Annotated in this window: 19 protein-coding genes and 1 other RNA gene; 15 read left to right on the top strand and 5 right to left on the bottom strand. The window is 58.6% G+C overall.

Annotated features, from left to right (window positions below):
* Positions 1–116 precede the first annotated feature (116 nt).
* Both ACI3K0_RS01785 and ACI3K0_RS01780 read right to left on the bottom strand, forming a co-directional pair.
* Positions 117–734 carry a class I SAM-dependent methyltransferase gene (locus ACI3K0_RS01785; protein WP_246435824.1) on the bottom strand — a complete coding sequence of 206 codons (618 nt, stop codon included), beginning with the start codon at positions 732–734 and terminating at the stop codon, positions 117–119.
* Between the two features lie 35 nt (positions 735–769).
* Positions 770–2,020 carry a DUF3419 family protein gene (locus tag ACI3K0_RS01780; RefSeq protein ID WP_404944835.1) on the bottom strand — a complete coding sequence of 417 codons (1,251 nt, stop codon included), beginning with the start codon at positions 2,018–2,020 and terminating at the stop codon, positions 770–772.
* 165 nt (positions 2,021–2,185) lie between these two features.
* Here ACI3K0_RS01780 and ACI3K0_RS01775 point away from each other — a divergent pair, with 165 nt between their 5' ends.
* On the top strand, positions 2,186–3,526 hold the full coding sequence (locus ACI3K0_RS01775) for a serine hydrolase (RefSeq protein WP_343062217.1): 1,341 nt from the start codon (positions 2,186–2,188) through the stop codon (positions 3,524–3,526).
* A 3-nt stretch (positions 3,527–3,529) separates the two neighbouring features.
* Here ACI3K0_RS01775 and ACI3K0_RS01770 read toward each other — a convergent pair whose 3' ends face one another.
* The 3 genes from ACI3K0_RS01770 to ACI3K0_RS01760 all read right to left on the bottom strand — a co-directional run bounded on the left by ACI3K0_RS01770 (position 3,530) and on the right by ACI3K0_RS01760 (position 6,528).
* A complete protein-coding gene (locus ACI3K0_RS01770; RefSeq protein ID WP_246435739.1) occupies positions 3,530–4,480 on the bottom strand; it encodes a lytic transglycosylase domain-containing protein in 951 nt (316 codons plus the stop codon).
* A gap of 160 nt (positions 4,481–4,640) precedes the next feature.
* Entirely contained in the window at positions 4,641–5,276 is a 636-nt protein-coding gene (locus tag ACI3K0_RS01765; protein ID WP_183821469.1) for a hypothetical protein, read from the bottom strand.
* Between the two features lie 40 nt (positions 5,277–5,316).
* Positions 5,317–6,528: a pyrophosphate--fructose-6-phosphate 1-phosphotransferase gene (locus ACI3K0_RS01760; protein WP_183821470.1), complete on the bottom strand. Its 1,212-nt coding sequence runs from the start codon at positions 6,526–6,528 to the stop codon at positions 5,317–5,319.
* A 354-nt stretch (positions 6,529–6,882) separates the two neighbouring features.
* On the opposite strand from ACI3K0_RS01760, the gene ACI3K0_RS01755 reads away from it, so the two are divergent.
* The 14 genes from ACI3K0_RS01755 (at position 6,883) to murC (ending at position 22,631) form a co-directional block, all read left to right on the top strand.
* A complete protein-coding gene (locus ACI3K0_RS01755; RefSeq protein WP_183821471.1) occupies positions 6,883–7,626 on the top strand; it encodes a DnaJ family molecular chaperone in 744 nt (247 codons plus the stop codon).
* The gene (locus ACI3K0_RS01750) at positions 7,623–8,396 is read left to right on the top strand and encodes an N-acetylmuramoyl-L-alanine amidase (RefSeq protein ID WP_183685868.1); all 774 of its coding nucleotides are present in this window, start codon (positions 7,623–7,625) and stop codon (positions 8,394–8,396) included. The genes ACI3K0_RS01755 and ACI3K0_RS01750 overlap by 4 nt, the downstream gene beginning before the upstream one ends.
* A gap of 247 nt (positions 8,397–8,643) precedes the next feature.
* Positions 8,644–9,279, top strand: coding sequence for a lytic transglycosylase domain-containing protein (locus ACI3K0_RS01745; RefSeq protein WP_183821472.1), 636 nt, complete (start codon positions 8,644–8,646; stop codon positions 9,277–9,279).
* 100 nt (positions 9,280–9,379) lie between these two features.
* An RNA gene (gene rnpB, locus ACI3K0_RS01740) (RNase P RNA component class A) lies at positions 9,380–9,782 on the top strand.
* A 403-nt stretch (positions 9,783–10,185) separates the two neighbouring features.
* Complete coding sequence (rsmH, locus tag ACI3K0_RS01735) at positions 10,186–11,211, top strand: 16S rRNA (cytosine(1402)-N(4))-methyltransferase RsmH (protein WP_183821473.1); 1,026 nt, start codon at positions 10,186–10,188, stop codon at positions 11,209–11,211.
* Between the two features lie 2 nt (positions 11,212–11,213).
* Positions 11,214–11,678 carry a hypothetical protein gene (locus tag ACI3K0_RS01730; protein WP_148147606.1) on the top strand — a complete coding sequence of 155 codons (465 nt, stop codon included), beginning with the start codon at positions 11,214–11,216 and terminating at the stop codon, positions 11,676–11,678.
* Positions 11,678–13,423, top strand: a complete 1,746-nt coding sequence (locus ACI3K0_RS01725) for a penicillin-binding protein 2 (RefSeq protein ID WP_183821474.1) — start codon at positions 11,678–11,680, stop codon at positions 13,421–13,423. The genes ACI3K0_RS01730 and ACI3K0_RS01725 overlap by 1 nt, the downstream gene beginning before the upstream one ends.
* A 56-nt stretch (positions 13,424–13,479) precedes the next feature.
* Positions 13,480–14,940, top strand: a complete 1,461-nt coding sequence (locus ACI3K0_RS01720; RefSeq protein ID WP_404944834.1) for a UDP-N-acetylmuramoyl-L-alanyl-D-glutamate--2,6-diaminopimelate ligase — start codon at positions 13,480–13,482, stop codon at positions 14,938–14,940.
* Positions 14,937–16,370, top strand: a complete 1,434-nt coding sequence (locus ACI3K0_RS01715) for a UDP-N-acetylmuramoylalanyl-D-glutamyl-2,6-diaminopimelate--D-alanyl-D-alanine ligase (protein WP_183821476.1) — start codon at positions 14,937–14,939, stop codon at positions 16,368–16,370. The genes ACI3K0_RS01720 and ACI3K0_RS01715 overlap by 4 nt, the downstream gene beginning before the upstream one ends.
* 28 nt (positions 16,371–16,398) lie before the next feature.
* On the top strand, positions 16,399–17,499 hold the full coding sequence (gene mraY / locus ACI3K0_RS01710) for a phospho-N-acetylmuramoyl-pentapeptide-transferase (protein ID WP_148147610.1): 1,101 nt from the start codon (positions 16,399–16,401) through the stop codon (positions 17,497–17,499).
* A gap of 16 nt (positions 17,500–17,515) precedes the next feature.
* The gene (murD, locus tag ACI3K0_RS01705) at positions 17,516–18,922 is read left to right on the top strand and encodes a UDP-N-acetylmuramoyl-L-alanine--D-glutamate ligase (protein WP_183821477.1); all 1,407 of its coding nucleotides are present in this window, start codon (positions 17,516–17,518) and stop codon (positions 18,920–18,922) included.
* Between the two features lie 4 nt (positions 18,923–18,926).
* Entirely contained in the window at positions 18,927–20,081 is a 1,155-nt protein-coding gene (gene ftsW / locus ACI3K0_RS01700) for a putative lipid II flippase FtsW (RefSeq protein WP_148147612.1), read from the top strand.
* 4 nt (positions 20,082–20,085) lie between these two features.
* Positions 20,086–21,225, top strand: coding sequence for an undecaprenyldiphospho-muramoylpentapeptide beta-N-acetylglucosaminyltransferase (gene murG / locus ACI3K0_RS01695; protein ID WP_183821478.1), 1,140 nt, complete (start codon positions 20,086–20,088; stop codon positions 21,223–21,225).
* On the top strand, positions 21,222–22,631 hold the full coding sequence (gene murC / locus ACI3K0_RS01690) for a UDP-N-acetylmuramate--L-alanine ligase (RefSeq protein WP_148147614.1): 1,410 nt from the start codon (positions 21,222–21,224) through the stop codon (positions 22,629–22,631). The genes murG and murC overlap by 4 nt, the downstream gene beginning before the upstream one ends.
* The last annotated feature ends 2 nt before the right edge of the window (positions 22,632–22,633 follow it).

Raw genomic sequence — 22,633 nt, 5'->3', positions numbered from 1 at the left:
TGCTGCAGCTAAGCCGCTATCGGCCGGAATCAGGCCGCGCGGCATTCGAGCGTTCCGTTTACCATAGTGCCGCCGGGATTGCGTAAGGCGAAATGATCGGCCGGATAACGAGTGCGTCAGCCTCGCTTGCGGATCACTGCGTGCCAGGCGTAACCGCGCCCGATATCCTCGAAAGTCATGGCGGCATTGGCTGCGTCGAGCCTGGCCTGAAGGACTTCGTGAAGATTGGCCCGCGGGGTGACGTGAAAGCGGCGCAGCCAGGTTTGAAGCATGCCGCGGAACCAGCCGGGCAGGCGCTCCTGCTGGCCGAAATCGACGATGTGCAGCGAGCCTTTCGGATTGAGGGCAGCCAGTGCCGTGGTGATTGCCTCCTCCCAGGCCGGGATCATCGAGACGGCGTAGGAAATCATGATGCGGTCGAAGCCGCTGACACCGAAGTCCTGCGGGCGGAAGGTCGTGGCGTCGGCGACGATCAGGGTCGGTTGCTGTGCGTCGCCGGCCAGATTGGCGCGTGCGGTCTGCAGCATCTCGGCGGATATGTCGAGGCCATAGAGCTTCGCCGTCGGGTAATGGCGGCGGGTCAGGACCAGATTGCGGCCGGTGCCGCAGCCGACTTCCAGAATGCTTGTCCCGTCGGTCGCGTTCAGGCCTGCAATCGTTCTGTCCCGGCCGAAAAGGTAATATTTCCGCGTGAGGTCGTAGATGTGCCGCTGGTAGCGGTACATGCGGTCCATGTGGGCGGCGTGAGCTTCCGTCGTTGCGCCGGCGCTCACTGGCCGGCCTTCACGTAAATGTGGAAGCCGCCATAGATGGCGGAGCGGTCCTGCAGGTTCAGTTCGGCGGAGCGTTCGCCAAGATAGGTCCATTCCTGCCTAAGCGTATCGGAAATGCGGCCTTCGATGACGCTCTTTTCGGCGGCAGTGCGGAAGATGACCCGGGCGCCAGGAGCTGCGGTGCGGTTGATTTCGCTCCAGAGCGCATTCAGCTGATCGTCGGTCATCCAGTCCTCGGCGTCGAGCAGCACGAAACGATCGACCGAGCCGGCCGGCTTGCGCGCCAGAAGGACGGTGACGCTCTCATGGTGGACCGTGACGCGATCGGTATTCTGCCGGATCGCCTTGTAATTTTCCGCACGCAGATAATCGGGCAGGCTGCCTTCTTCCGGGCGCGGATAACGGCGTGCGAAGGCCTGCCAGGCGAAATAATTGTCATTCATCGGGAAGTGGCAGGCGAGCTTTTCAAGCCGCTCGCGCAAGACCGGTGCAATCGAGCCATTCGGTGCGAGGCTCGCGAGCTCGTCATATTGCTGGGGCGGGATGCCGAGGCCGAAGAGCGAGCTTTTGCGGCTGGTGATGAAGCGGATCAGCGGGCGGTCGAAGAGCGGTGCAATGTTGGCGTCGAAGAACTGGCGCTGTTCGCGCAGCGAGCGTGCCTCGGCAAATTCCTTCAGATCGACCCCATGGAGACGGGCGATTACGTGGCCAATGGCGATGAAGCGGCCAAGCAGGCCAGTGCGATAGATGTTTCTGTTGAAGACCTCGACGCGCCGACGACCGGTCAGTGAGCGCTTCTGCCAGTAGGCTCGCGTCTGTTCGTCCAGGTTGCGGGCGATATGGGTATCAAACGCCGAACTATTGGACTTCAGGCCGTCCATTCCGAGGTAGCGGACAACGTCGGCATGCGCCGGCAGATGTTTGAAGGCTGCAAGCTTCAGGCGGTTGAGAGCGATGTGGTGACGATTGAGATCGACAACATCTATGCTCTTCGGCGAGCGGGACAGGTAGGCCAGCATGTTGCAGCCGCCAGAGCCGATGGTGACGATCGAATGCCCTTCCGACAGTTTCATCGCGTCCATGTCGACTGCCGGGTCTTCCCAAATCTGAGGGTATACGAGGCCGGAGAAGAGGAGGCCGAACAGGCGTTCGGAAAGGCCGTGCGGCGACAGGGCCTTGTGCTGGAGGAGGGCGTCCTTGAGCTTGCGGTTGCGCTGCAAGCCACGTTCTTCGACGATATCTGCCATGACCAAATCCTGCCTCATCATGAGTTTCGAGGCGTTTAGCCGCTTCGTGCAACAGCTTCGTGACGCGCATTGTGACTTGCCTCATCGTGAACGCGTTCCGCAACAATGAGCCTTCCCCTCGGTCGCGGATTTTGCTTGCATGCCGCAGACAGAATGGAGGCGCTGGTGCTGAAGGTAATTTTTCGTCGGCTTGCGGTGTTCCTGCTCATCGTGGCGATCGGCATCGGCCTGTGGATCTATTTCATTCCGCCCAATCTGCTGCGCGTCGGCAGCGGTTATGCGGCCAAGATCGTGTGCTCCAACGTCTTCATTGCGGGGCGTGATCCCGATGTCATTCTGGAGCAGGATGTTCAGGCGCCGGGCCATCCGCTCTTGCGGTTGATGGGCATTGCGATCGACCGTGACGGTAAACGCGTCAATGCTGCCCTGCTGGGATCGATTGCGCCGAGTGAGGCAGTTTACCGCGAGGGAACGGGATGCACCGTCGGGCCGGTTGGAAGTGTTCAGTCGGCAGGCAATGCTACTAGGCCAGTTCCAGAGAGTGATCCCGAGGCGCTGTGGCCTGAAGGGGATAAAGCCGATTCGGAAGAAACGCTTGTCTCAATACTTTCAGACACTGCTTTAACCGGGCCGGGCATGCGTGCGGTGGTGATCGTCAGTCATGGCAAAATCGTTGCCGAAACCTATGGCGAAGGTTTTTCGAAAGATATGCCGCTTCTCGGTTGGTCGATGACCAAGACCGTGAATGCCGCGATCATCGGGCGACTGATGAAGGAAGGGCGCTTGTCGCTCGACGAGAAGAACCTGTTTCCGGAGTGGAGGGATGATCGGCGCGCACTGATCCGTGTTTCCGATCTCATGGGTATGGAGAGCGGACTGGCTTTCAACGAGAATTACGGCACGGTGGCCGATGTCACGCGCATGCTGTTTCTTGAGCCGGACATGGCGCGTTTCGTCGAAAGCCTGCCGCTCGAAGACGAGATCGGCTCCCGCTTCACCTATTCATCCGGGACGTCCGTGCTGCTTTCCAGGATCTGGATGGATCGCATCGGCAATCGTGATGAAGTGCTCGCCTATCCCTCGCGGGCGATCTTCGAACCGTTGGGCATGACGTCGGCGATCATGGAGAGCGATGCGGCGGGCACGTTTGTCGGCAGTTCGTATATGTATGCGACTGCCCGCGATTGGGCACGGTTCGGGCTGTTTCTGGCGCGCGACGGTGTGTGGGAGGGGGCGCGCCTGTTGCCGGAAGGCTTCGTGGCGCAGATGCATGAGGCTAACAGAAGTTCGGGCGGCCGCTATTCGAAAATGCAGACGTGGCTGCCGAAGCCTGGGGCCGGTCTGCCATCGGATGCATTCGTCATCAGCGGGCATGACGGGCAAAATGTCTTTGTCATTCCGTCAGTGGATCTGGTAATCGTGAGGTTGGGCCTAACGCCAAGATCGCAGGGCTACGATGCGAGTGTGCTAGCATCGGAAGTGGTGAAACGGGTAAACGCCGATTAGCCGTTATTTCTGCAGGACGTGGAGCATGTCCTTGCGCTTGGCATCGTAATAATAACCGCGCGCATAAAGCCGGATTGCGTTGTCGTTCTGGTTGTCGGCGACGAGCCAAGCGCCGCGGAGATATTTGATCGCGTATTTCAAGTTGGTTTCGGCATCGAGAAGGCCTTCTGGTGGTCCCTCGTAACCCATCGATTTGGCCGTCGAATACTTGATCTGCATGAGACCCCAATAACCGTTCTTGTGATAGGCCTTGGGGTCATATTTGCTTTCGCGGTGCACGACGCGGTGCACCAGCGATTCCGGTACACCATACAGGCCGGCATAACGGTGGATAAGCTTTTTCAAGTTCGAAGGGGCGTCCGTCGCGGTTTCCGGCATCGGCTCGCCTGGAGCCGGTGGGAACTCCATCCGGTTGTCGATCGCCGAAACTGCGGCGACTGCTTTCGGCTGGGCTGCGTAAGCAAGCGTAGTCGTCGGCACCTGCGGGCGCGGGATCGGAATGACCGATTGCAGCGCGACCATGTCCGGCGTCAGTTCTGGTTCGTCAAGCGCGATGGCCTGAGCTGCTGCCGGTTGGATCTGTCCCGATTGGACTGCCGGAGCGAGCGGAGGGGAAACAAGGCGGGCACCCTTGGCGGTGCTATGCGCCACTGGCTGAGCAGAGGCGACGACAACAGGCATCGATGCGGCAGTCGAGCTCGTTTGCATGGCAACGAATGGCGCCATGGTCGGAGATGACATGGCTGCGGTCTGAACGTTGGCTGCGTCCGACACAGTCGGTACGGGAACCGGGAGGCGGCTTGTCTTGACGAGCGTAACTGTGCTGTCAGGACCTCCTTCTGCGATCGCCGAAGATGCATCGGCAGTCTGCTGAACGGATTGGTCCTGCGTCTCGTTCGACGCCACGTTGTTGCTGTGGTCAACGCTGGAACATGCAGCCAATGCGGAAGACATGGCAATAACCACGGCTGCCTTACGGCCCACAAATCGCATCATTGCCATCGGGTCGCTTTCATTAAAAATCGTTGCCCAGAACGTTAACAAGACCAGTGAAACTCGACCTCAATTAACTCATTCGAAAGAGATCGACAAGCCACCAGCCGGTCGCAGATGATCATGCGGCGATGCGCCGATATCCGGCAGTGACCGCACGACGGGCTATGAAACGTGTTCCGGGCTTGTAGGGAGCCTTGCTGCGGGCCTTGGAAACGCGGCGTTTCCGAGTGAAACTGGCGGGAAGTGTGGCATGGGCAAGCGCCCCTATCATCGCCGAAGCGGCCAGTGCAGAAATCATGTTTATATACTGTTCCTGTGGCGCGCGCGCGGGATCAAAAAACTGGACGGCAATTGCTGCCGTGAGCGCAAAGTAACGCGTGCTCCTGAACGTTGTCAGAACGAAATAACCGAATATGCGCATGGGACGCGTTTCGGGAAGGTTGTCGTTGTCGGCAGTCCCATAGCGGAGCCGAGGATCCTGGTAGGCGTAGAGGACATGCAGCATCAGGTAGGACAGCCCTATCCATGAAAGAGCGCCGATTGCTGCTGGCCAAAGGAAAGTGATCAGAAAAACGCCGGCGACGACCAGAACGCCTCCAAGAACAAAGGATAGAACGAAGGCCGGGATCGTCACGAATGCGCTTGTTCTTCCCCATGAAGCGGAGAACGCTGCAGTGAGCGATGCAATGGGATGCGGCATAAGAAGGATAGCAACCGTCGTTGCCGCAAAAGCGAGCCATGTTTCTATGGTCATCATCACCCTCCCGGATGCCACAGCATCCGTCATTTTTCCATCAGGCGGGCTCGAAAGACTGCCCAATGGACTCCATTACATCGCCGAACCATCTTGCCGTCATATCAAAAGGTTTACCACCCTTGATGCGCGGAAATTCGATCGTTCTAAGCTTCCCATTCTGGTCTTCGTCATGTCCTGTCACGCCGGAGATCCGGTTTAATGCACTTTCAACAGCGAGATCGACCATTCCCTGGATCAGTCGAAGATCATCGCCGTTTGCAGCTGCAGACCTGGCGAAATAGCCGGACTTCTGCACCAATGATCGTTCCGCATCGATCCGCGCCGCAAACTGCTTCTGGAACCAGCCTCCGACATTGATCGTATCCAGTTTGACGTGACCGAACGCATCACGGGCAACATTTTCGCCGGCAGCCTCGCGTTCGGCAACGATTGCGTCCAAACAGGCGCCCTCGGAAACAAAGACCGTCGCAAAGCCGCGCTTGTCCATGACTTCCCTCAAACGAGCCGCTTCCTTTTGCGCATCAAAGGCCATTTCGGGAAGATATACGCCGTCGATGCCCTTCATTTCCTCATTCATGAGGAAGCCTTCGACATAGTTGTTGGAACTGCTTTTCTGGATATAGGCGCGTGCCGTTGCTGCGGTAAGCCAACCGCAATGGCGACCCATGACCTCATGGATGATGAGGGTACGCGGCGCCGCCGTCTGTTCATTCGAAACATTGTCGAAAAATGCTGCGCCAACTTCCGCTGCTGTCCAGGCGCCCAGCGACTGGCGAATGGGAACGATATCATTGTCGACCGTCTTCGGCAGGCCAACTACGGTGAGGTCGTAACCGTTTGCGGCTAGATATGCTGCGAGATCGGCAGCTACGGTGTTGGTATCATCGCCGCCAATAGTGTGAAGCACGGTGATGCCATCTTCGGCAAGCTGCTCTGCTGCAACTGCCAGAGGGTTCTGGCCTTCTTTGATCAGGCCCCGCTTCACGCAGTCTGCGGCATTTGTCAGTTTGACGCGGCTGTTGCCGATCGGCGAGCCGCCATAACGGTGGAGCAGATGCGCATTCTCTCGCATCTCCGCTGTGATTTCGATTCGGTCCGAGAGAAGAACCCCTTGGTATCCGGAGCGATAGGCGATCAGTTCAGCATCCGGAGCGACATCGGTGTAACGTTGAATGAGGCCTCCCACAGCCGATGATAGGCAGGGAGCAAGACCGCCTGCCGTCAACATTGCTACTTTCTCTCTGGCCATGGTTCCTCCGTCGCGTGTAAACGCTTCCCCTGCATTTCTCCGGCGGTATGGATGCGATAGAGGGCAGACGGTGTAAAGTGCATTTCTTCGCCTATTCCGTCGCGCGCCTTGTTTTTCGGTGGGTAATAATTCCGTGTTTTCAAACGGATGCGTCGATAAAGCTGCGCTGCATCACATATGGCGGAGGTTGGTGCGCAGCGGATGGCTTTGAAGGGGGGCTGATTTCAGATGCCATGAAAGCGGTCGGCCTGACCTCGGAGCCAGCTCATTGTTCGAATAACATGAACATAGTTTAATCTGGTGGTGAACGCCCGATCCGTTGCATTTTTTGGTGTTATCTGGTCATTTAGGCGGATGATATTCGATTTTTCCTGTCTGCAGATTTCCTCCTTGTGGGAGCGGCTTATCGGCGCGATCGGCGATGCCGCCGGTAGCGCGCTGGGGCGCGTGGTGGAGGCTATCCGCACGCTTTTCGAGGGGGATTCCGAGACCCGCCGGCAGGTTTCCTTCTCCGTTGCCATCATCGCGCTGTCCGCGAAGATGGCCAAAGCAGATGGAATCGTCACCGAAGCGGAAGTGAAGGCGTTCCAGCAAATCTTCGATTTTCCGGATGAAGAAGCCCGCAACGTCGCGCGTTTATACAATCTCGCGCGTCAGGACGTGGCCGGTTATGAGGCCTATGCGTCCAAGCTCTCAAACCTTTGCAGTTCGGGAGCTGCCGAGAACTGCCCGATGCTCGAGAGCGTCGTGGATGGGCTTTTCCATATCGCCAAGGCGGATGGCCTGGTGCATGAGAAGGAGCTTCTGTTCCTCGGCCGTATTGCGGAAATCTTCCGGATAGATGACGAACATTTCCGCCGAATCATGGCGCGGCACGTGCATCTCGATGGTCGGGATCCGTATCTGGTGCTCGGCGTTTCCCCCGAGGATGATTTCGCTGCGATCCGCAAGCAATACCGCCTTCTTGTCTCCGAACATCATCCGGACCGTTTGATTGCGCGGGGCGTGCCTGCCACGCTTCACGCTGCCGCAAACGAGCGGATGGCTGCGCTGAACGCGGCTTATAAGGCGATCGAGAAAGAGCGTCGCGCAGCATGAGTGATTTCGTTGCGGACTATGCGGCAGCATCTGTCCGGCCGTCTCCCAATCACGGGGAGCGAGTTTCCGGCCGTCAACCTGATGCAATCATCCTTCACTATACCGGCATGCCGGACGCCGATCAGGCACTGAACTGGCTCTGTAACGAGGAGAGCCAAGTTTCCAGCCATTACTTCGTTCATGAGGACGGGCGTGTGATCCAGCTCGTGCCGGAGACGCGGCGTGCATGGCATGCAGGAAAAAGTGCTTGGGCGGGAGAGGTCGATATCAATTCCTGTTCGATCGGTATCGAGATCGCCAATCCCGGGCATCCGGGCGGGCTTCCGATGTTTCCTGCCGACCAGATCGAAGCGGTGGTTCAATTGTGTCTGGATTGCGGCGAGCGGTGGTCCATAAGGCCGGAACGGGTGCTCGGTCACTCCGATGTCGCGCCAATCCGCAAGGTTGATCCGGGCGAGAATTTTCCGTGGAAGCGGCTGTATGATGCGGGTGTTGGTCATTGGGTCGACGCAAGTCCGATTGCCGGCGGGCGGTTCTTCCAGTTGGGCGAGGCGGGGCAGCCCATCGAGGCGCTGCAATCGATGCTATCCTTCTACGGCTACGATCTTGAGATAACAGGCAATTTCTGCGACCGCACCAAGGGTGTGCTGGAAGCGTTTCAGCGGCATTTTCGTCCGGCGCTGGTCGATGGAATAGCCGATTTCTCCACGATCGATACCTTGCACCGATTGCTGACCTCGTTGCCGAAATATAGCCAGGTAGAAATCTGATCTCCTGAGAGTTGTAAGGTAGTAAAATCGTCGTTTTGCTGCGCTGCCACAGACTTTCCTTAATAACCGGGTTTAAGCAGTGGCTCGCGCAATCGCCTTGTAGGCGGGGATTGCAAAGAAAAACGAACGGGTTTCGTCAACGGTTGCATCGTCTTTCCGGCATTGCTTCCGAAGGATCGGCATGTGCCGGCCGCGAGCCTTTCAGGTCCATGAGTTGAAGGACCTTACCCGGAGACTGACTTACTTCATGAGAATGCTGGCTATTGCAGCCGCAGCGGGCGTGATTGCGCTTGCTGCGGGTACGGATTTCGTGCGCGCCGAAGACGGTGGGGAGACGACGAACTCTACAGAAAAACAGGTCATCAAGCCCTGGGAAACGCGCGAAACCACCATGCAGGCCAAGACGCCGGAAGATCAGCGTGCGCTTCGCCAGTCGCGTTACGAGGGTTTGATTCGTCAATATGCCGATCAATACGGCGTTCCGACCGAGCTGGCGATGGCTGTCGTGCGGATCGAAAGCAATTTCCAGCCGATGGCAAAGGGAAGCGCGGGAGAGATCGGCCTGATGCAGATCAAGCCTGCAACGGCCAAGCTGATGGGGTACAGGGGGCGTGCCTCCGGTCTCTATGATCCTGAAACCAACATCCGCTATGGTATGAAATATCTCGCCGGCGCGCATGAGCTCGGTGATGGAAAGCTCTGCCGGACCATCCTCAAATACAATGCCGGCCATGGGGCAAAGCGCATGAACCCGGTGTCGCAGCGTTATTGCAAAAAGGTCGAGACGGTGATCGCCTCGATGGACCGTGCAAAGCCGGTAGAGGACGTATTATATGCGACGGTGGCGCTGGATTATGGCCGCACTTACCCGTTGATGTTCTGATTCCAGAAAGCGGGCGAAGTGCTTCGATTGTAAGTCATTCGGACGGATTCTTTGCTCTGTGCTGTGGCGTTTGCGGATCAAACCGTTTATGGAGCCGGTGCCAGTTGGCCGGGCAGCCGCGCTTTACCAATGTCGAAAGACGGTAGGGTGAGGAAAGTCCGGGCTCCACGGAAACACGGTGCCGGATAACGTCCGGCGGGGGCGACCCTAGGGAAAGTGCCACAGAAAGCAAACCGCCTCGCTATATGCGGGGTAAGGGTGAAAGGGTGGGGTAAGAGCCCACCGCGCATCTGGTGACAGCGGCGGCAAGGTAAACCCCACCGGGAGCAAGACCGAATAGGGATGACGCGGGGCGCCAAAAGCGCCTACAGCCTGTTTCTGGGCCAGTCATCCGGGTGGGTTGCGTGAGGCGATGTGCAAGCATCGTCCCAGATGAATGGCTGCCACGTTCCGGTGCTTGCATCGGAGCCATACAGAACCCGGCTTACAGGCCAACTGGCGAATCTGACCTGATAATGCGGCGGTGATGTAACGTCTTCTTCTCGCTGTCAGCGTCCGGCTGCTCTCCCGTTCTTCGAGAAAGTGGAGAGTTTCCATTATTTCAATGGCTTAATCGATGTTTATCCGACGTTTTTGAGTGCCTCTCTCCGATCGCAAAACCCGCCTTGGTAATGTTTTGTTAAACTTAACGGGTCATAAATAAATGCATGTAGGAAGGGGTTTTTAAGGCTCGTTCCGTGGGCGTCTCTTTGGTCGATCGTTCTTTCATTTTTCTCTGCTGCGAGGGGCGATGTTTGCCTTGGTAATCGGTTGTCTCGGTTCCTTGCGGATGGTCGTGAATTGAAGGTGGGCTTTCCGGCGGAAGGGGCTGTTGTTTTTCTGCTCTAATTGCAGTGAGAGTGCAGTATGGCGAATGGGTCTGATGGTGCTGAGGTCGAGACCGAAACTGGGTCTGCGCGCCATATCCCGGTTATGCTTGGGGAAGTGGTTGCTGCGCTTCAGCCTGAAGCGGGCAAGGTCATTCTCGATGGCACTTTTGGTGCAGGCGGATATACGTCCGCGCTTCTTTCTGCCGGTTCTTCGGTAATTGCTCTCGATCGCGATCCGACTGCGATCTCTGCAGGTCAGGCGCTGGTTCAGAAGAGCGAGGGACGGCTGTCCCTCATCCATTCCGAGTTCTCCCGTCTTGCGGAGTATGTTCCCGATGGCGGTTTGGATGGTGTCGTCTTTGATATCGGCGTGTCGTCGATGCAGATCGATGAGGCTGAACGCGGCTTTTCGTTTCAGCGCAATGGGCCGCTCGATATGCGTATGTCGTCTTCGGGTGTTTCCGCCGCTGATGTCGTCAATCGGGCCAAGGTCGGTGACCTTATTCGGATTTTCGGATTTCTCGGTGAAGAAAAGCATCCTGGGCGTATTGCTCGCGCCATCGAAAAGCGGCGTGCAACGCAGTTGTTCGAAACAACGCGCGATCTCGCCAATCTGATCGAGAGCGTCAATCCGCGCAAAGCCAAGGATAAGATTCATCCGGCAACTCGTGTCTTTCAGGCGCTTCGGATTTTCGTGAATGACGAGCTTGGGGAACTGGCTCGTGCGCTTTTTGCCGCCGAGCGGTCGCTTAAGCCGGGCGGTCGTCTGGTTGTCGTAACGTTTCATTCTCTCGAAGATCGGATCGTGAAGCAATTTTTCTCCGATCGTTCCGGCAAGGCTTCCGGCTCGCGACATATGCCGGCGGTCGAGGTTCGTTCCGCTGTTTTCGAATTTCCGGGCAAGCAGATGATTGCCGCTAGCGAGGCCGAGGCTGAGGTCAATCCGCGTGCACGGTCCGCCAAGCTACGTATGGGCGTTCGTACCGAAGCCAGGCCTGGTGCTGACGACTTGTCTATTTTCTCGCTGCCTGATCTGGCCAGCCTTGCGACCATGGGAGCCTGAGGATGCTGAGGAGTTTCGATCTCGTGCTGATCGGCGTGATGACCACGATGGCGGTCGTTACCTACACGATCAAGCATCGAGCGGACGAAAAGCTGAGCGAAGTTCGCCGGCTCGAGGCTGAGATCAGGCTTGAACGCGACACGATCGATCTTCTGAAGGCCGATTGGGCTCTCGTGACGCAGCCGAACCGCCTGCAGCCATTGATCAAGAATTACGATTCGGAGCTTGGTCTTGTTCCCACGCAGCCGACACAGCTCGCAATGCCAAAGGAGCTGCCCATGCACAGATCGCAACTCCCGCAGCCCGATACGACGATTGAGGATATTATCGCCGGCAAGAACGGTGAGGTAGCTGCGGCTCTCAAGGGAGTGGAGCAGGCGAAGGCAACGCCGGCTCCCAAGGTTCCATTGCCGCTGCCTCGAGGATGGGCGCCGGATAATATGTCCACTGGCTCGGTGAGGCGCTGATGTCTTTTCTTTCTAAAGTTATGGTGGTCAAACGCCGGGCGCATTTTTCGTCTGACCGCAAGGGCAGGTCTGCCGTCGGCGGTGCTGCATTTGAAGGAACGCGCAAGAAGAAATCGGCGCAGGCGCGTAATCGCGTTGGTCTGCTGATCGCAGGTTTCGCCGTGGTTTACGTCGTGATCGGCGGCCGTCTTACGCAGTATGGTATGGCCCAGCCGGAGACGACCTCAAGCATCCTGCCTGCGGACCGCCTGCTGGCTTCGCGTCCGGATATCGTCGATCGCAACGGCGCGATCCTTGCGACGGATATTCGCACCGTCTCTCTGTTTGCCGAGCCGCACAAGATTGTCGACGCCGATGAAGTGGTCGAGAAGCTTTCAACCGTGTTGACGGATCTCGACGTCAAGTCGACCTATTCCAGGCTCAAGTCCAATTCCCGTTTCCAGTGGCTTCGTCGCCAGTTGACCCCGAAGCAGCAGAGCCAAATTCTTGCGCTCGGTATTCCTGGTATCGGTTTCAGGCCCGAGAAGCGCCGCTTCTATCCGGGTGGACGTACTGCCGCACATATCGTCGGTTACGTGAATATCGACAACCGCGGCGTTGCCGGCATGGAGCGTTACGTCGATAGCCAGGGACTTGCAGACCTTGCCTCTGTCGGCATGACGTCGAACCAGCCGTTGGAGCCGGTCAAGCTTTCCATCGATCTCAGGGTTCAGGCAATCGTGCAGGACGTGGTTTCTGCGTCGATCGGCAAATATAAGGCAATCGGCGCCGGCGCGGTGGTCATCGATGTTCATACCGGTGAAGTTCTCGGCATGGCTTCAGCGCCGGACTTCGATCCGAACGATCCGGCCGCCGGCGGCGAGGAGGGATGGTTCAACCGTATGTCGAACGGCACGTTTGAGATGGGCTCGACCTTCAAATCGTTCACGCTGGCAATGGGTCTCGACGACGGCAAGATGAACCTCAACAGTACATTCGATGCCCGCTTCCCGATCCGCATTGGTGGTTTCACGATCAAGGATTTCCACGGCAAGGGACGCATGCTCAGCGTTCCTGAAATTTTCCAGTATTCGTCGAATATCGGGACTGCGAAGATCGCTGATGCGGTCGGTATCGACGGACACAAGGACTTCTTGACCAGGCTGGGACTTCTCTCAAGGATGAAGACCGAGCTGCCCGAAGTGGCCATGCCAAGCCAGCCACGCCAGTGGAAGAAGATCAACTCGATCACGATCTCCTTCGGTCACGGTGTTTCCACGACACCACTGCAGACGGCTGTGGCGGGGGCTGCCCTGGTCAACGGAGGTAAACTCCTCGCGCCGACCTTCCTGCCGCGAACGCAGGATGAGGCGGATCAGGTGGCGACCCAAGTGCTGAAGCCTTCGACCAGCCGCGACATGCGTTATCTGTTCGAATGGAATGGTGCCAACGGTTCTGGTCGCAATGCACGGGTCGATGGCTTTGATGTTGGTGGCAAGACGGGTACAGCAGACAAGGTGGTCAACGGGCGTTATTCCCACGACAAAAACTTCAATGCCTTCCTGTCAGCCTTCCCGATGGGTAATCCGCAATATGTCGTTCTGAGCTTCAGCGACGAGCCGAAGACAGACAAGGGCAATGGTGCAGCGCTTGCCGCCACGTCGGCCGCGCCAATGGTCAAGGAGATCATCAGCCGGGCTGCTCCCATTCTCGGTGTAAAGCCGAAATTCGGCAATGACGGTTCTGCCCTGCTTGTGTCTTATTGAGCGACAACAACTCGAGCGGCGATTCGTGAGCGCCGCTCGAAAGATGGAACAGACTGATGAAACTGCGCGATCTTGCCGGTCCGGATTTTCCGGAAGTTAACGACCTTCTCGCTGGTCCTCTCGGAGACCTCGAGATTACCGGGATTTCCTTGGACAGCCGCAAGATCATGCCGGGCATGCTGTTTGCCGCTCTGGCGGGCGTGAAGGCCGACGGACAGGGCTTTATCGGCAATGCTGCCGCGCGTGGCGCCGTGGTCGCGGTGTCGGCTCATCCGGCCGAGGCCGATATTCCGGTTATCGTCGTTTCCAATCCACGCCGTTTCGTTGCGCTGGCTGCGGCCAGGTTCTTTGGCAAGCAGCCCGAGACGATGGTGGCCGTGACCGGTACGGCGGGCAAGACATCGGTTGCGTCATTCGTTCGGCAGATCTGGGCGAAGGCCGGGTTGAGTGCGGCACAGATCGGTACGACCGGCGTCATTTCGCCGAGCCGCAATGATTACGGATCGCTGACGACGCCCGATCCGGTGGAGTTGCAGAAGCTTCTTGCCGAACTGGCGGATGAAGGTGTTACGCATGCAGCAATGGAAGCGTCGAGCCACGGGCTCGACCAGTCGCGTCTGGATGGCGTCAGGCTTTCCGCTGCTGCCTTCACCAATCTTGGTCGCGACCATATGGATTACCATCCGACGGTCGAGGACTATATGGCCGCCAAGATGCGGCTGTTCGACACGCTGATGCCGAAGGGTTCTCCGGCCGTCATTTTTGCCGACGATTCCTGGTCCGGGGAAGCAATCCGGGTTGCCAAGGCGTCCGGCCTCGATGTGCGGACGGTTGGGCGCAAGGGCGATTATCTCTGCATTAAGCGCGTCGAGCATTTCCGCCACAAGCAGATGGCCGAAGTGCATCACAACGGCCAGATTTTCGAGATCGACATTCCGCTTGCCGGTGATTTCCAGCTGGCCAATGCGCTGGTAGCGGCAGGTCTGGCTATTTCGACAGGTGTAGAGGCAAAGACCGCCTTCAAGGCGCTTGAGACGCTGACCGGCGCTGCTGGCCGTCTGGAACTCGTCGGTCATACGAAGGATGGCGCGCTTGCCTATGTCGATTATGCCCACAAGCCGGATGCGCTGGAAAAGGTGCTGACCGCGGTGCGGCCGTTCACCAGCGGCAAGGTGCTCGTCGTGTTCGGTTGCGGCGGTGATCGCGACAAGGGCAAGAGACCAATCATGGGTGAGATTGCCACGCGCCTTGCCGATGTCGTTGTCGTGACCGACGATAATCCGCGCTCCGAGGTTCCGGAAGTCATCCGCTCCGAGATCATGGCTGCAGCACTGGGCGCGATCGAGATCGGCGACCGGGCAAGTGCCATCCGTCATGCGGTGAACCTGCTCAAATCGGGCGATACGCTGATCGTAGCCGGCAAGGGGCACGAGGAGGGGCAGACGATTGGAACGACGGTGTTGCCGTTCTCTGATCATGTCGAAATACGCCGTGCATTGGAGGAGAGGGTATCGTGAGCTTTCTTTGGACATCGCAAGAGATGGCGACCATCATGGAAGGTCGCCCTATCGGGACGCTTCCGGAGGGCATCACTGGCATTTCGATCGACAGCCGTTCCATCGGTACGGGGGAAGCCTTTTTCGCGATCAAGGGCGACCGCGTGGACGGTCATGACTATGCGAGCATCGCCGTTGCCAATGGCGCCCCGCTGATCGTCGTCAGCGAAGGAAAGCTTCCCGCGCTCGGTAGGCTGACCGTGCCGATGATCGTGGTGGAGGATGTGCTGGCGGCGCTCGGCAAGCTGGCCGTGGCGTCCCGCGCACGCAGCCGTGCACGCATCATTGCAGTGACTGGATCGGTGGGCAAGACGACAACCAAGGAAATGCTGCGCCAGATGCTTGCTCCATCGGGCCAGGTGCATGCGGCCGTTGCATCCTTCAACAATCACTGGGGCGTGCCGCTGACGCTGGCGCGCATGCCGGCAGATACCGATTTTGGCGTCTTCGAGATCGGCATGAACCATGCCGGCGAGATCACGCCGCTGGTGCAGATGGTCAAGCCGCATGTGGCGATCATCACCACGATTGCGGCAGCCCATCTCGGCCATTTCAAGGATCTGGAAGAGATTGCTGCAGCCAAGGCCGAGATCTTCGACGGTGTTGTCGAGGGCGGCGTTGCAGTGCTCAACCGCGATATCAAGCAGTTCGAGTTTCTGGCGGAGCGTGCAAATCAGGCCGGCGTGGCGCGGATCTGCAGTTTCGGCCAGCATGCCAAGGCGGATTTCCGTCTGGCGGATTTCGAGGGGGACGGCGAGGGATCGACGATCTGGGCCGTTCTTGACGGCGAAACTCGTGAAGTCAGGATCGGAGCACCTGGACGACATATCGCCGAGAATGCAGTCGCAGCACTCGGCGCTTGCGATCTTGTCGGCGCCGATCTCGATCAGGCGATCGAAGTGCTTGCGAGCCTCAAGTCCGTCAAGGGCAGAGGTGAACGTCACCGCCTTGCGATCGGCGAGGGCTATCTGACGCTGATCGACGAAAGCTATAATGCAAACCCCGCCTCGATGCGGGCGGCAATCGCCTTGCTTGCCTCGACCACGCCGGACCTTTCCGGCCGGCGGATTGCGATCCTTGGCGACATGCTAGAGATGGGCGAGTTTTCCGCGCAGTTGCACGAGGAACTGACCGGGCCGCTGCTTGCCGCCGGGATCGAGCATGTCTGGCTTGCCGGCGCGGAGATGTCGGTATTGCGCGACGCGCTTCCGGAAAGTGTTCAGGTGGAATATCGGGAACAGACGTCGGAACTCGTCGACTATGTCGTGCGCTCAGTCAGGCCCGGCGATGTGGTCATGGTTAAGTCGTCGCTCGGCATCGGTTTCGGCAAGATCGTTGCCGGTCTGCTTGACAACTATCCGGCATTCTCCGACACGGACCATCAACTTTGAATTTTAGCGGCTTCGGGAAAGGGCCTTCATGCTGATCTGGCTTGTCGAACTGTCGGACAAACTGCAGTTTTTCAATTTGTTCCGATACATCACCTTCCGGACTGGCGCAGCCCTGTTTACCTCGGCCCTGATCGTCTTCCTGTTCGGCCCGCGGATGATCGCGTCATTGCGTGTGCGCCAGGGCAAGGGCCAGCCTATCCGTGCTGACGGTCCGCAGACACACTTCAAGAAGGCCGGCACGCCGACCATGGGTGGTCTGATGATTCTCGCCGGCATCGTCGGCGGCTCGCTGCTATGGGCCGACCTTTCCAACGTCTATGTCGTGGCGACGCTGCTGGTAACACTCGGTTTCGGCGCCATCGGCTTTTATGACGATTACCTGAAGGTCACCAAGCAGTCGGACAAGGGCTTTTCCGGCAAGGCCCGTCTCGGCATCGAGTTCCTGATCGCAGGCATCGCCGTCTTCTTCATGATGCGCATGGCAATGCACGCCCAGACATCCAATCCGGGCCTTGCGACATCTGTCGCTTTCCCCTTCGTCAAGGAATATGTCCTCAATATCGGCTTCTTTTTCATCCTGTTCGGCGGCTTCGTCATCGTGGCTGCCGGCAATGCGGTGAACCTGACCGATGGTCTCGATGGTCTCGCAATCGTGCCGGTGATGATCGCGGCTGCATCCTTCGGCGTCATCGCCTATCTCGCCGGTAATGCAGTCTTCGCCAACTACCTGCAGATCAATTTCGTGCCTGGTACCGGCGAACTTGCCGTCATTCTCGGTGCGGTCATCGGGGCGGGATTGGGCTTCCTATGGTTCAACGCACCGCCAGCCGCCATCTTCATGGGTGACACCGGATCGCTGGCGCTTGGCGGCCTGATCGGCTCGGTGGCGGTCGCCACCAAACACGAGATCGTCATGGCGATCATCGGCGGCCTCTTTGTCATGGAAACCTTGTCGGTGATCATTCAGGTCGGCTTCTTCAAGTTGACCGGCAAGCGGGTGTTCCTGATGGCGCCCATTCACCACCATTTCGAAAAGCTGGGCTGGACGGAAAGTCAGGTCGTGATCCGCTTCTGGATCATCGCCGTTGGCCTTGCAATGCTCGGACTTTCGACACTCAAGCTTCGGTAATTTCGGTTATAATGCGATGATCCCGGTTACGACTTTCAAGGGTAGAAATGTAGCACTGTTCGGGCTCGGCGGATCGGGTCTCGCGACAGCGCAGGCGCTTGTCGCTGGCGGTGCGAATGTTACCGCCTGGGACGACAACCCTGAAAGCGTAACAAGGGCGTCGCAGGCCGGCATCAATGTTGCGGATCTGAGGGGGATAGATTGGACGAAGCAGGATGCTTTCGTGCTTTCACCGGGCGTGCCGCTGACCCATCCTAAGCCGCATTGGACTGTCGATCTTGCAAAGGCTGCCGGTGTCGAGATCATCGGAGACGTGGAGCTTTTCGTGCGCGAGCGCCGCGCCCATGCGCCGGATAGTCCGTTCATCGCGATTACCGGCACCAACGGCAAATCGACGACTACGGCTCTTATCGCGCATATCCTGAAGGAGAGCGGTCGCGATACCCAACTTGGCGGCAATATCGGCACCGCGGTCCTGACGCTGGACGAGCCAAAGGTGGGGCGGTTCTATGTCGTGGAGTGCTCTTCCTACCAGATCGATCTTGCGCCGACCCTCAATCCGACCGCAGGCATCCTACTCAACCTGACGCCCGATCATCTCGATCGGCATGGCACGATGCAGCATTATGCCGATGTGAAGGAACGCCTCGTTGCCGGCAGCGAGACAGCGATCATCGGCGTCGACGACAGCTTCTGCACTCTGATCGCCGACCGTGTCGAGCGGGCGGGTGTTTCCGTGAAGCGGATATCGAAGCGTAGCCCTGTCGCTGACGGGATCTACGCGGAGGGCACAAAGCTCGTGCTTGCGCATGGTGGGGCGAGCGAACTGTTCGTCGATCTCGATGGCATTCCGACGCTGAAAGGCGCGCATAACGCACAGAATGCGGCTGCTGCAGTGGCAGCCTGCCTGGCTGTGGGTCTTACGCCGACCGAGATTGTTCAGGGGCTGAAGTCCTTTCCCGGCCTCAAGCACCGGATGCAGCCGGTTGGCCGCCGCGGCCATGTCGTGTTCGTCAACGATTCCAAGGCAACTAATGCGGAGGCTGCGGCACCTGCGCTGTCGAGCTATGACCGCATCTACTGGATCGCCGGTGGATTGCCGAAAGAAGGGGGCATCACAAGCCTCGCACCACTTTTCTCTCATATAGTAAAAGCTTATTTGATCGGAGAGGCTGCGCCGGCATTTGCGGCCACATTGGGCGAAAGCGTGCGCTACGAAATCTCCGGCACGCTGGATCAGGCCGTCGGCCATGCATCCGCTGATGCCGATGGCGATGCAATCGATTCGGCGGTGATGCTCTCGCCGGCATGTGCAAGCTTCGATCAATTCAAGAATTTCGAGGTCCGCGGAGATGCTTTCGTGCAACTCGTGGCCGACCTGCAGGACGTGACAATGCTGGTCGATACCGGAAACAGGAGCTGAGACTATGGTAAGCCGCGCAGACCGAGGGCCGCTCGCAGACTGGTTCTGGACGATCGACCGCTATTTTCTTGCAGCCTTCATCCTGTTGATGGGACTGGGATTCATGCTGTCCTTCGCCGCTTCGCCCGCGGTTGCGGAGCGTATTGGCCTCGACAGTTTCCATTTCGTCGAGCGGCACGCGATGTTCATCATCCCGTCCCTGATCGTGATGTTCGGCCTGTCCTTTCTCAGCCCGCGACAGGTGCGACGAACGGCCATCATTCTTCTAGCCGTCTCGCTGGTGCTAATGGTTCTGGCGCTGTTTTTCGGCGTCGAGGTCAAGGGGGCGCGTCGCTGGATCGGCGTCGGTATCTTCTCGATCCAGCCTTCCGAATTCATGAAGCCAGCCTTCGTGATCGTTTGCGCCTGGTTGTTTTCCGAACATGCGCGGCAGCCGGAAATACCCGGCAATCTCTTCGCGATCATCCTGTTCGGCATCGTGGCAGCACTTCTGGTCGCCCAGCCCGACCTTGGCCAGACGATCCTCACCAGCGTCGTCTGGGGCGGTATGTTCTTTATGGCAGGCATGCCGTGGATCTGGATTTTCCTGCTTGGCGGCGTTGGCGCAGGTGGTCTCGTGGCGGCCTATTACATGCTGCCGCACGTGACGGCGCGTTTCGACAAATTCTTGACCGGCGAAGGCGACCGCTTTCAGATCGAGACGGCGCATGAGGCGATCGTGCGTGGCGGCTGGTTCGGCCAGGGGCCGGGCGAGGGGATCGTAAAGCGTATCCTGCCGGACAGCCATACCGACTTCGTCTTCTCAGTCGCCGCGGAAGAATTCGGCATCGTGTTCTGCATGGCGCTGGTGCTGATCTTCGGCTTCATCGTGCTGCGCGGACTTAACCATGCCTTCAAGGAACGCAACGACTTCAACCGTTTTGCCGTCGCAGGTCTCGTTCTTTTGATCGGTATCCAGTCGATGATCAATATCGGTGTGAACCTCGAACTGATGCCGGCCAAGGGCATGACGCTCCCGCTGATTTCCTATGGCGGTTCGTCGCAGGTCGCGATCTGCATCACTGCCGGTTTCATCCTGGCGTTGACTCGTCACCGGCCCGAAAAGCGGGCACAGGAGCGGAGCCTGTTTCGGGCTGCGCATGGCGTTCCCGCGGAGTGAGTAAATGAATAAGGGCACGATCGTTCTTGCCGCCGGGGGAACCGGCGGTCATCTGTTTCCTGCAGAAGCTCTCGGACATGAGCTTCGCAATCGTGGTTATGCAGTTCATCTCGTGACGGACAGCCGCGCCGAACGCTTTGCGGGAAAATTCCCCGCCGACGAAATCCATATCGTGCCCTCCGCCACCTTCGCGTCCAAGAACCCGGTTGCCATGGCCAGGACCGCGTGGACGCTCTGGAGGGGACTTCGTACGGCGCGAAAGCTGATGGCGCGTCTTCGTCCGCTGGCTGTCGTCGGTTTCGGTGGCTATCCGACCGTGCCGCCTCTTCTGGCATCCACGGGCCTTGGAATTCCGACGTTGATCCATGAGCAGAACGCGGTCATGGGGCGCGCTAACAAGGCGCTGGCAAAGCGCGTTCAGGCAATCGCAGGCGGGTTTCTTCCGGAAGGCAGAGGCGAGCATGCGGCCAAGATCGTCGTAACGGGCAATCCCGTGCGCCCGCCGGTTCTGGATGCCGCCAAGATCCCCTATCTCGCATCGCGCGGCGAGGTATCGTTCCGTCTTGTCGTTTTCGGCGGCAGCCAAGGTGCCCAGTTCTTCTCCTCGGCCGTGCCGACGGCGATCAGCCTTCTGGAGCCAGCGCTGAGGGAGCGTCTCGTCGTGACCCAGCAGGCGCGCAAGGAGGACAAGGATCGCGTCACTTCCTGCTTTGCCAAGCTCAATGCCCCTGCAGATATTGCCCCGTTCTTTACCGATATGGCCGATCGGCTGGCCGAGGCGCATCTGGTCATCTGCCGATCCGGTGCCTCTACGGTCAGTGAGCTTTCGGTTATCGGTCGCCCGTCGATCCTCGTGCCGTATCCCTACGCGCTCGATCACGATCAGGCCGCGAACGCCGCGGCTCTGGTTGCCGAGGGCGGTGCGCAGGTCGTGGCGCAGTCTGATCTTTCGCCGGAAAAGCTGTCGGCACTGTTGGCTTCCGCAATGAACGAGCCTGATCGTCTTGAGACGATGGCGGCGGATGCGAAGAAGGCGGGTAAGCCAAACGCGACCGAAGATCTGGCTGATCTCGTCATTGCTATTGCAGAAAAGTGCCCGATCGCCGAATACAAGAATAAGAAAAAGAGTGGAGTTCAGGCATGAAGATGCCCAAGGCCATCGGCCTCGTACATTTCATCGGCATCGGCGGCATCGGCATGAGCGGTATCGCCGAAGTGCTGCACAATCTCGGACACAAGGTGCAAGGTTCCGACCAGTCGGACAGTGCCAACGTCCAGCGCCTTCGCGACAAGGGGATCGAGGTTTTCGTCGGCCACGAAGCCAACAATCTCGGTGATGCCGAAGTCGTGGTCGTTTCGACTGCGATCAAGAAGACCAATCCGGAGCTGATCGCTGCGCGCGAAAAATCGCTGCCGATCGTGCGTCGTGCCGAGATGCTGGCTGAGCTGATGCGCTTTCGTAACGCGATCGCCATCGGCGGCACGCATGGCAAGACCACGACCACGTCGATGGTTGCCACGCTGCTTGAAGCCGGCGGGCTCGATCCGACAGTGATCAATGGCGGGATCATCAACGCCTACGGCACCAATGCCCGCATGGGCGAGGGCGAGTGGATGGTGGTCGAGGCCGACGAATCGGACGGCACCTTCCTGAAGCTGCCGGCGGAAGTCGCGGTCGTCACCAATATCGACCCGGAACACCTGGACCATTACGGTAATTTTGATGCCGTTCGTGCAGCCTTCCGCCAGTTCGTCGAGAACGTGCCGTTCTACGGTTTCGGCGTTCTTTGCATCGATCATCCCGAGGTTCAGGCGCTGGTCAGCAAGATCGAGGACCGCAAGGTCGTCACCTATGGCGAAAACCCGCAGGCCGATGCACGCTTTTCTAATATCCGCATGGATGGAACGAAGGCGACTTTCGATGTCGAAATACGCCGTCGCCGTACCGGCCGGGTATTCAATTTCAAGGACCTGACCCTGCCCATGCCGGGCCGGCACAATATTTCCAATGCCACGGCGGCGATTGCAGTCGCCAACCGGCTGGGTATTTCGGAAGAGGATATCCGCAAGGGGCTTGCTGCGTTCGGTGGCGTGAAACGCCGCTTCACGCTTACGGGAACCTGGAATGATGTGCAGGTATTCGACGACTACGGGCACCATCCGGTCGAGATCAAGGCGGTGCTGAGAGCTGCACGCGAGGCCTGCAAGGGGCGGATCATCGCGGTACACCAGCCGCATCGCTATTCACGCCTTTCGAGCCTTTTCGAGGATTTCGCGACCTGCTTCAACGACGCGGACAGCATTATCCTTGCACCGGTCTATGCTGCGGGCGAAGATCCGATTGAAGGTGTCAATTCGGAGACGCTGGTCTCGCACATCCGTGCGGGCGGCCACCGCGACGCGCGCTATATGGCGTCGCCGGCTGAACTGGCACATATTGTTTCAGGCATTGCGAAACCAGGTGATTTCGTGGTTCTTCTGGGAGCGGGTAATATTACACAGTGGGCGGCGTCATTGCCGAGGGAACTGGAAAGCATATCAGGACAGTAAGT

Origin of the sequence: Rhizobium sp. ZW T2_16, from assembly GCF_044987325.1 — a bacterium.
GTDB classification, from domain to species: domain Bacteria; phylum Pseudomonadota; class Alphaproteobacteria; order Rhizobiales; family Rhizobiaceae; genus Neorhizobium; species Neorhizobium cellulosilyticum.
Note: the sequence above shows the minus strand (reverse complement) of the source record. Positions and strands in the feature narration are given on the sequence as shown.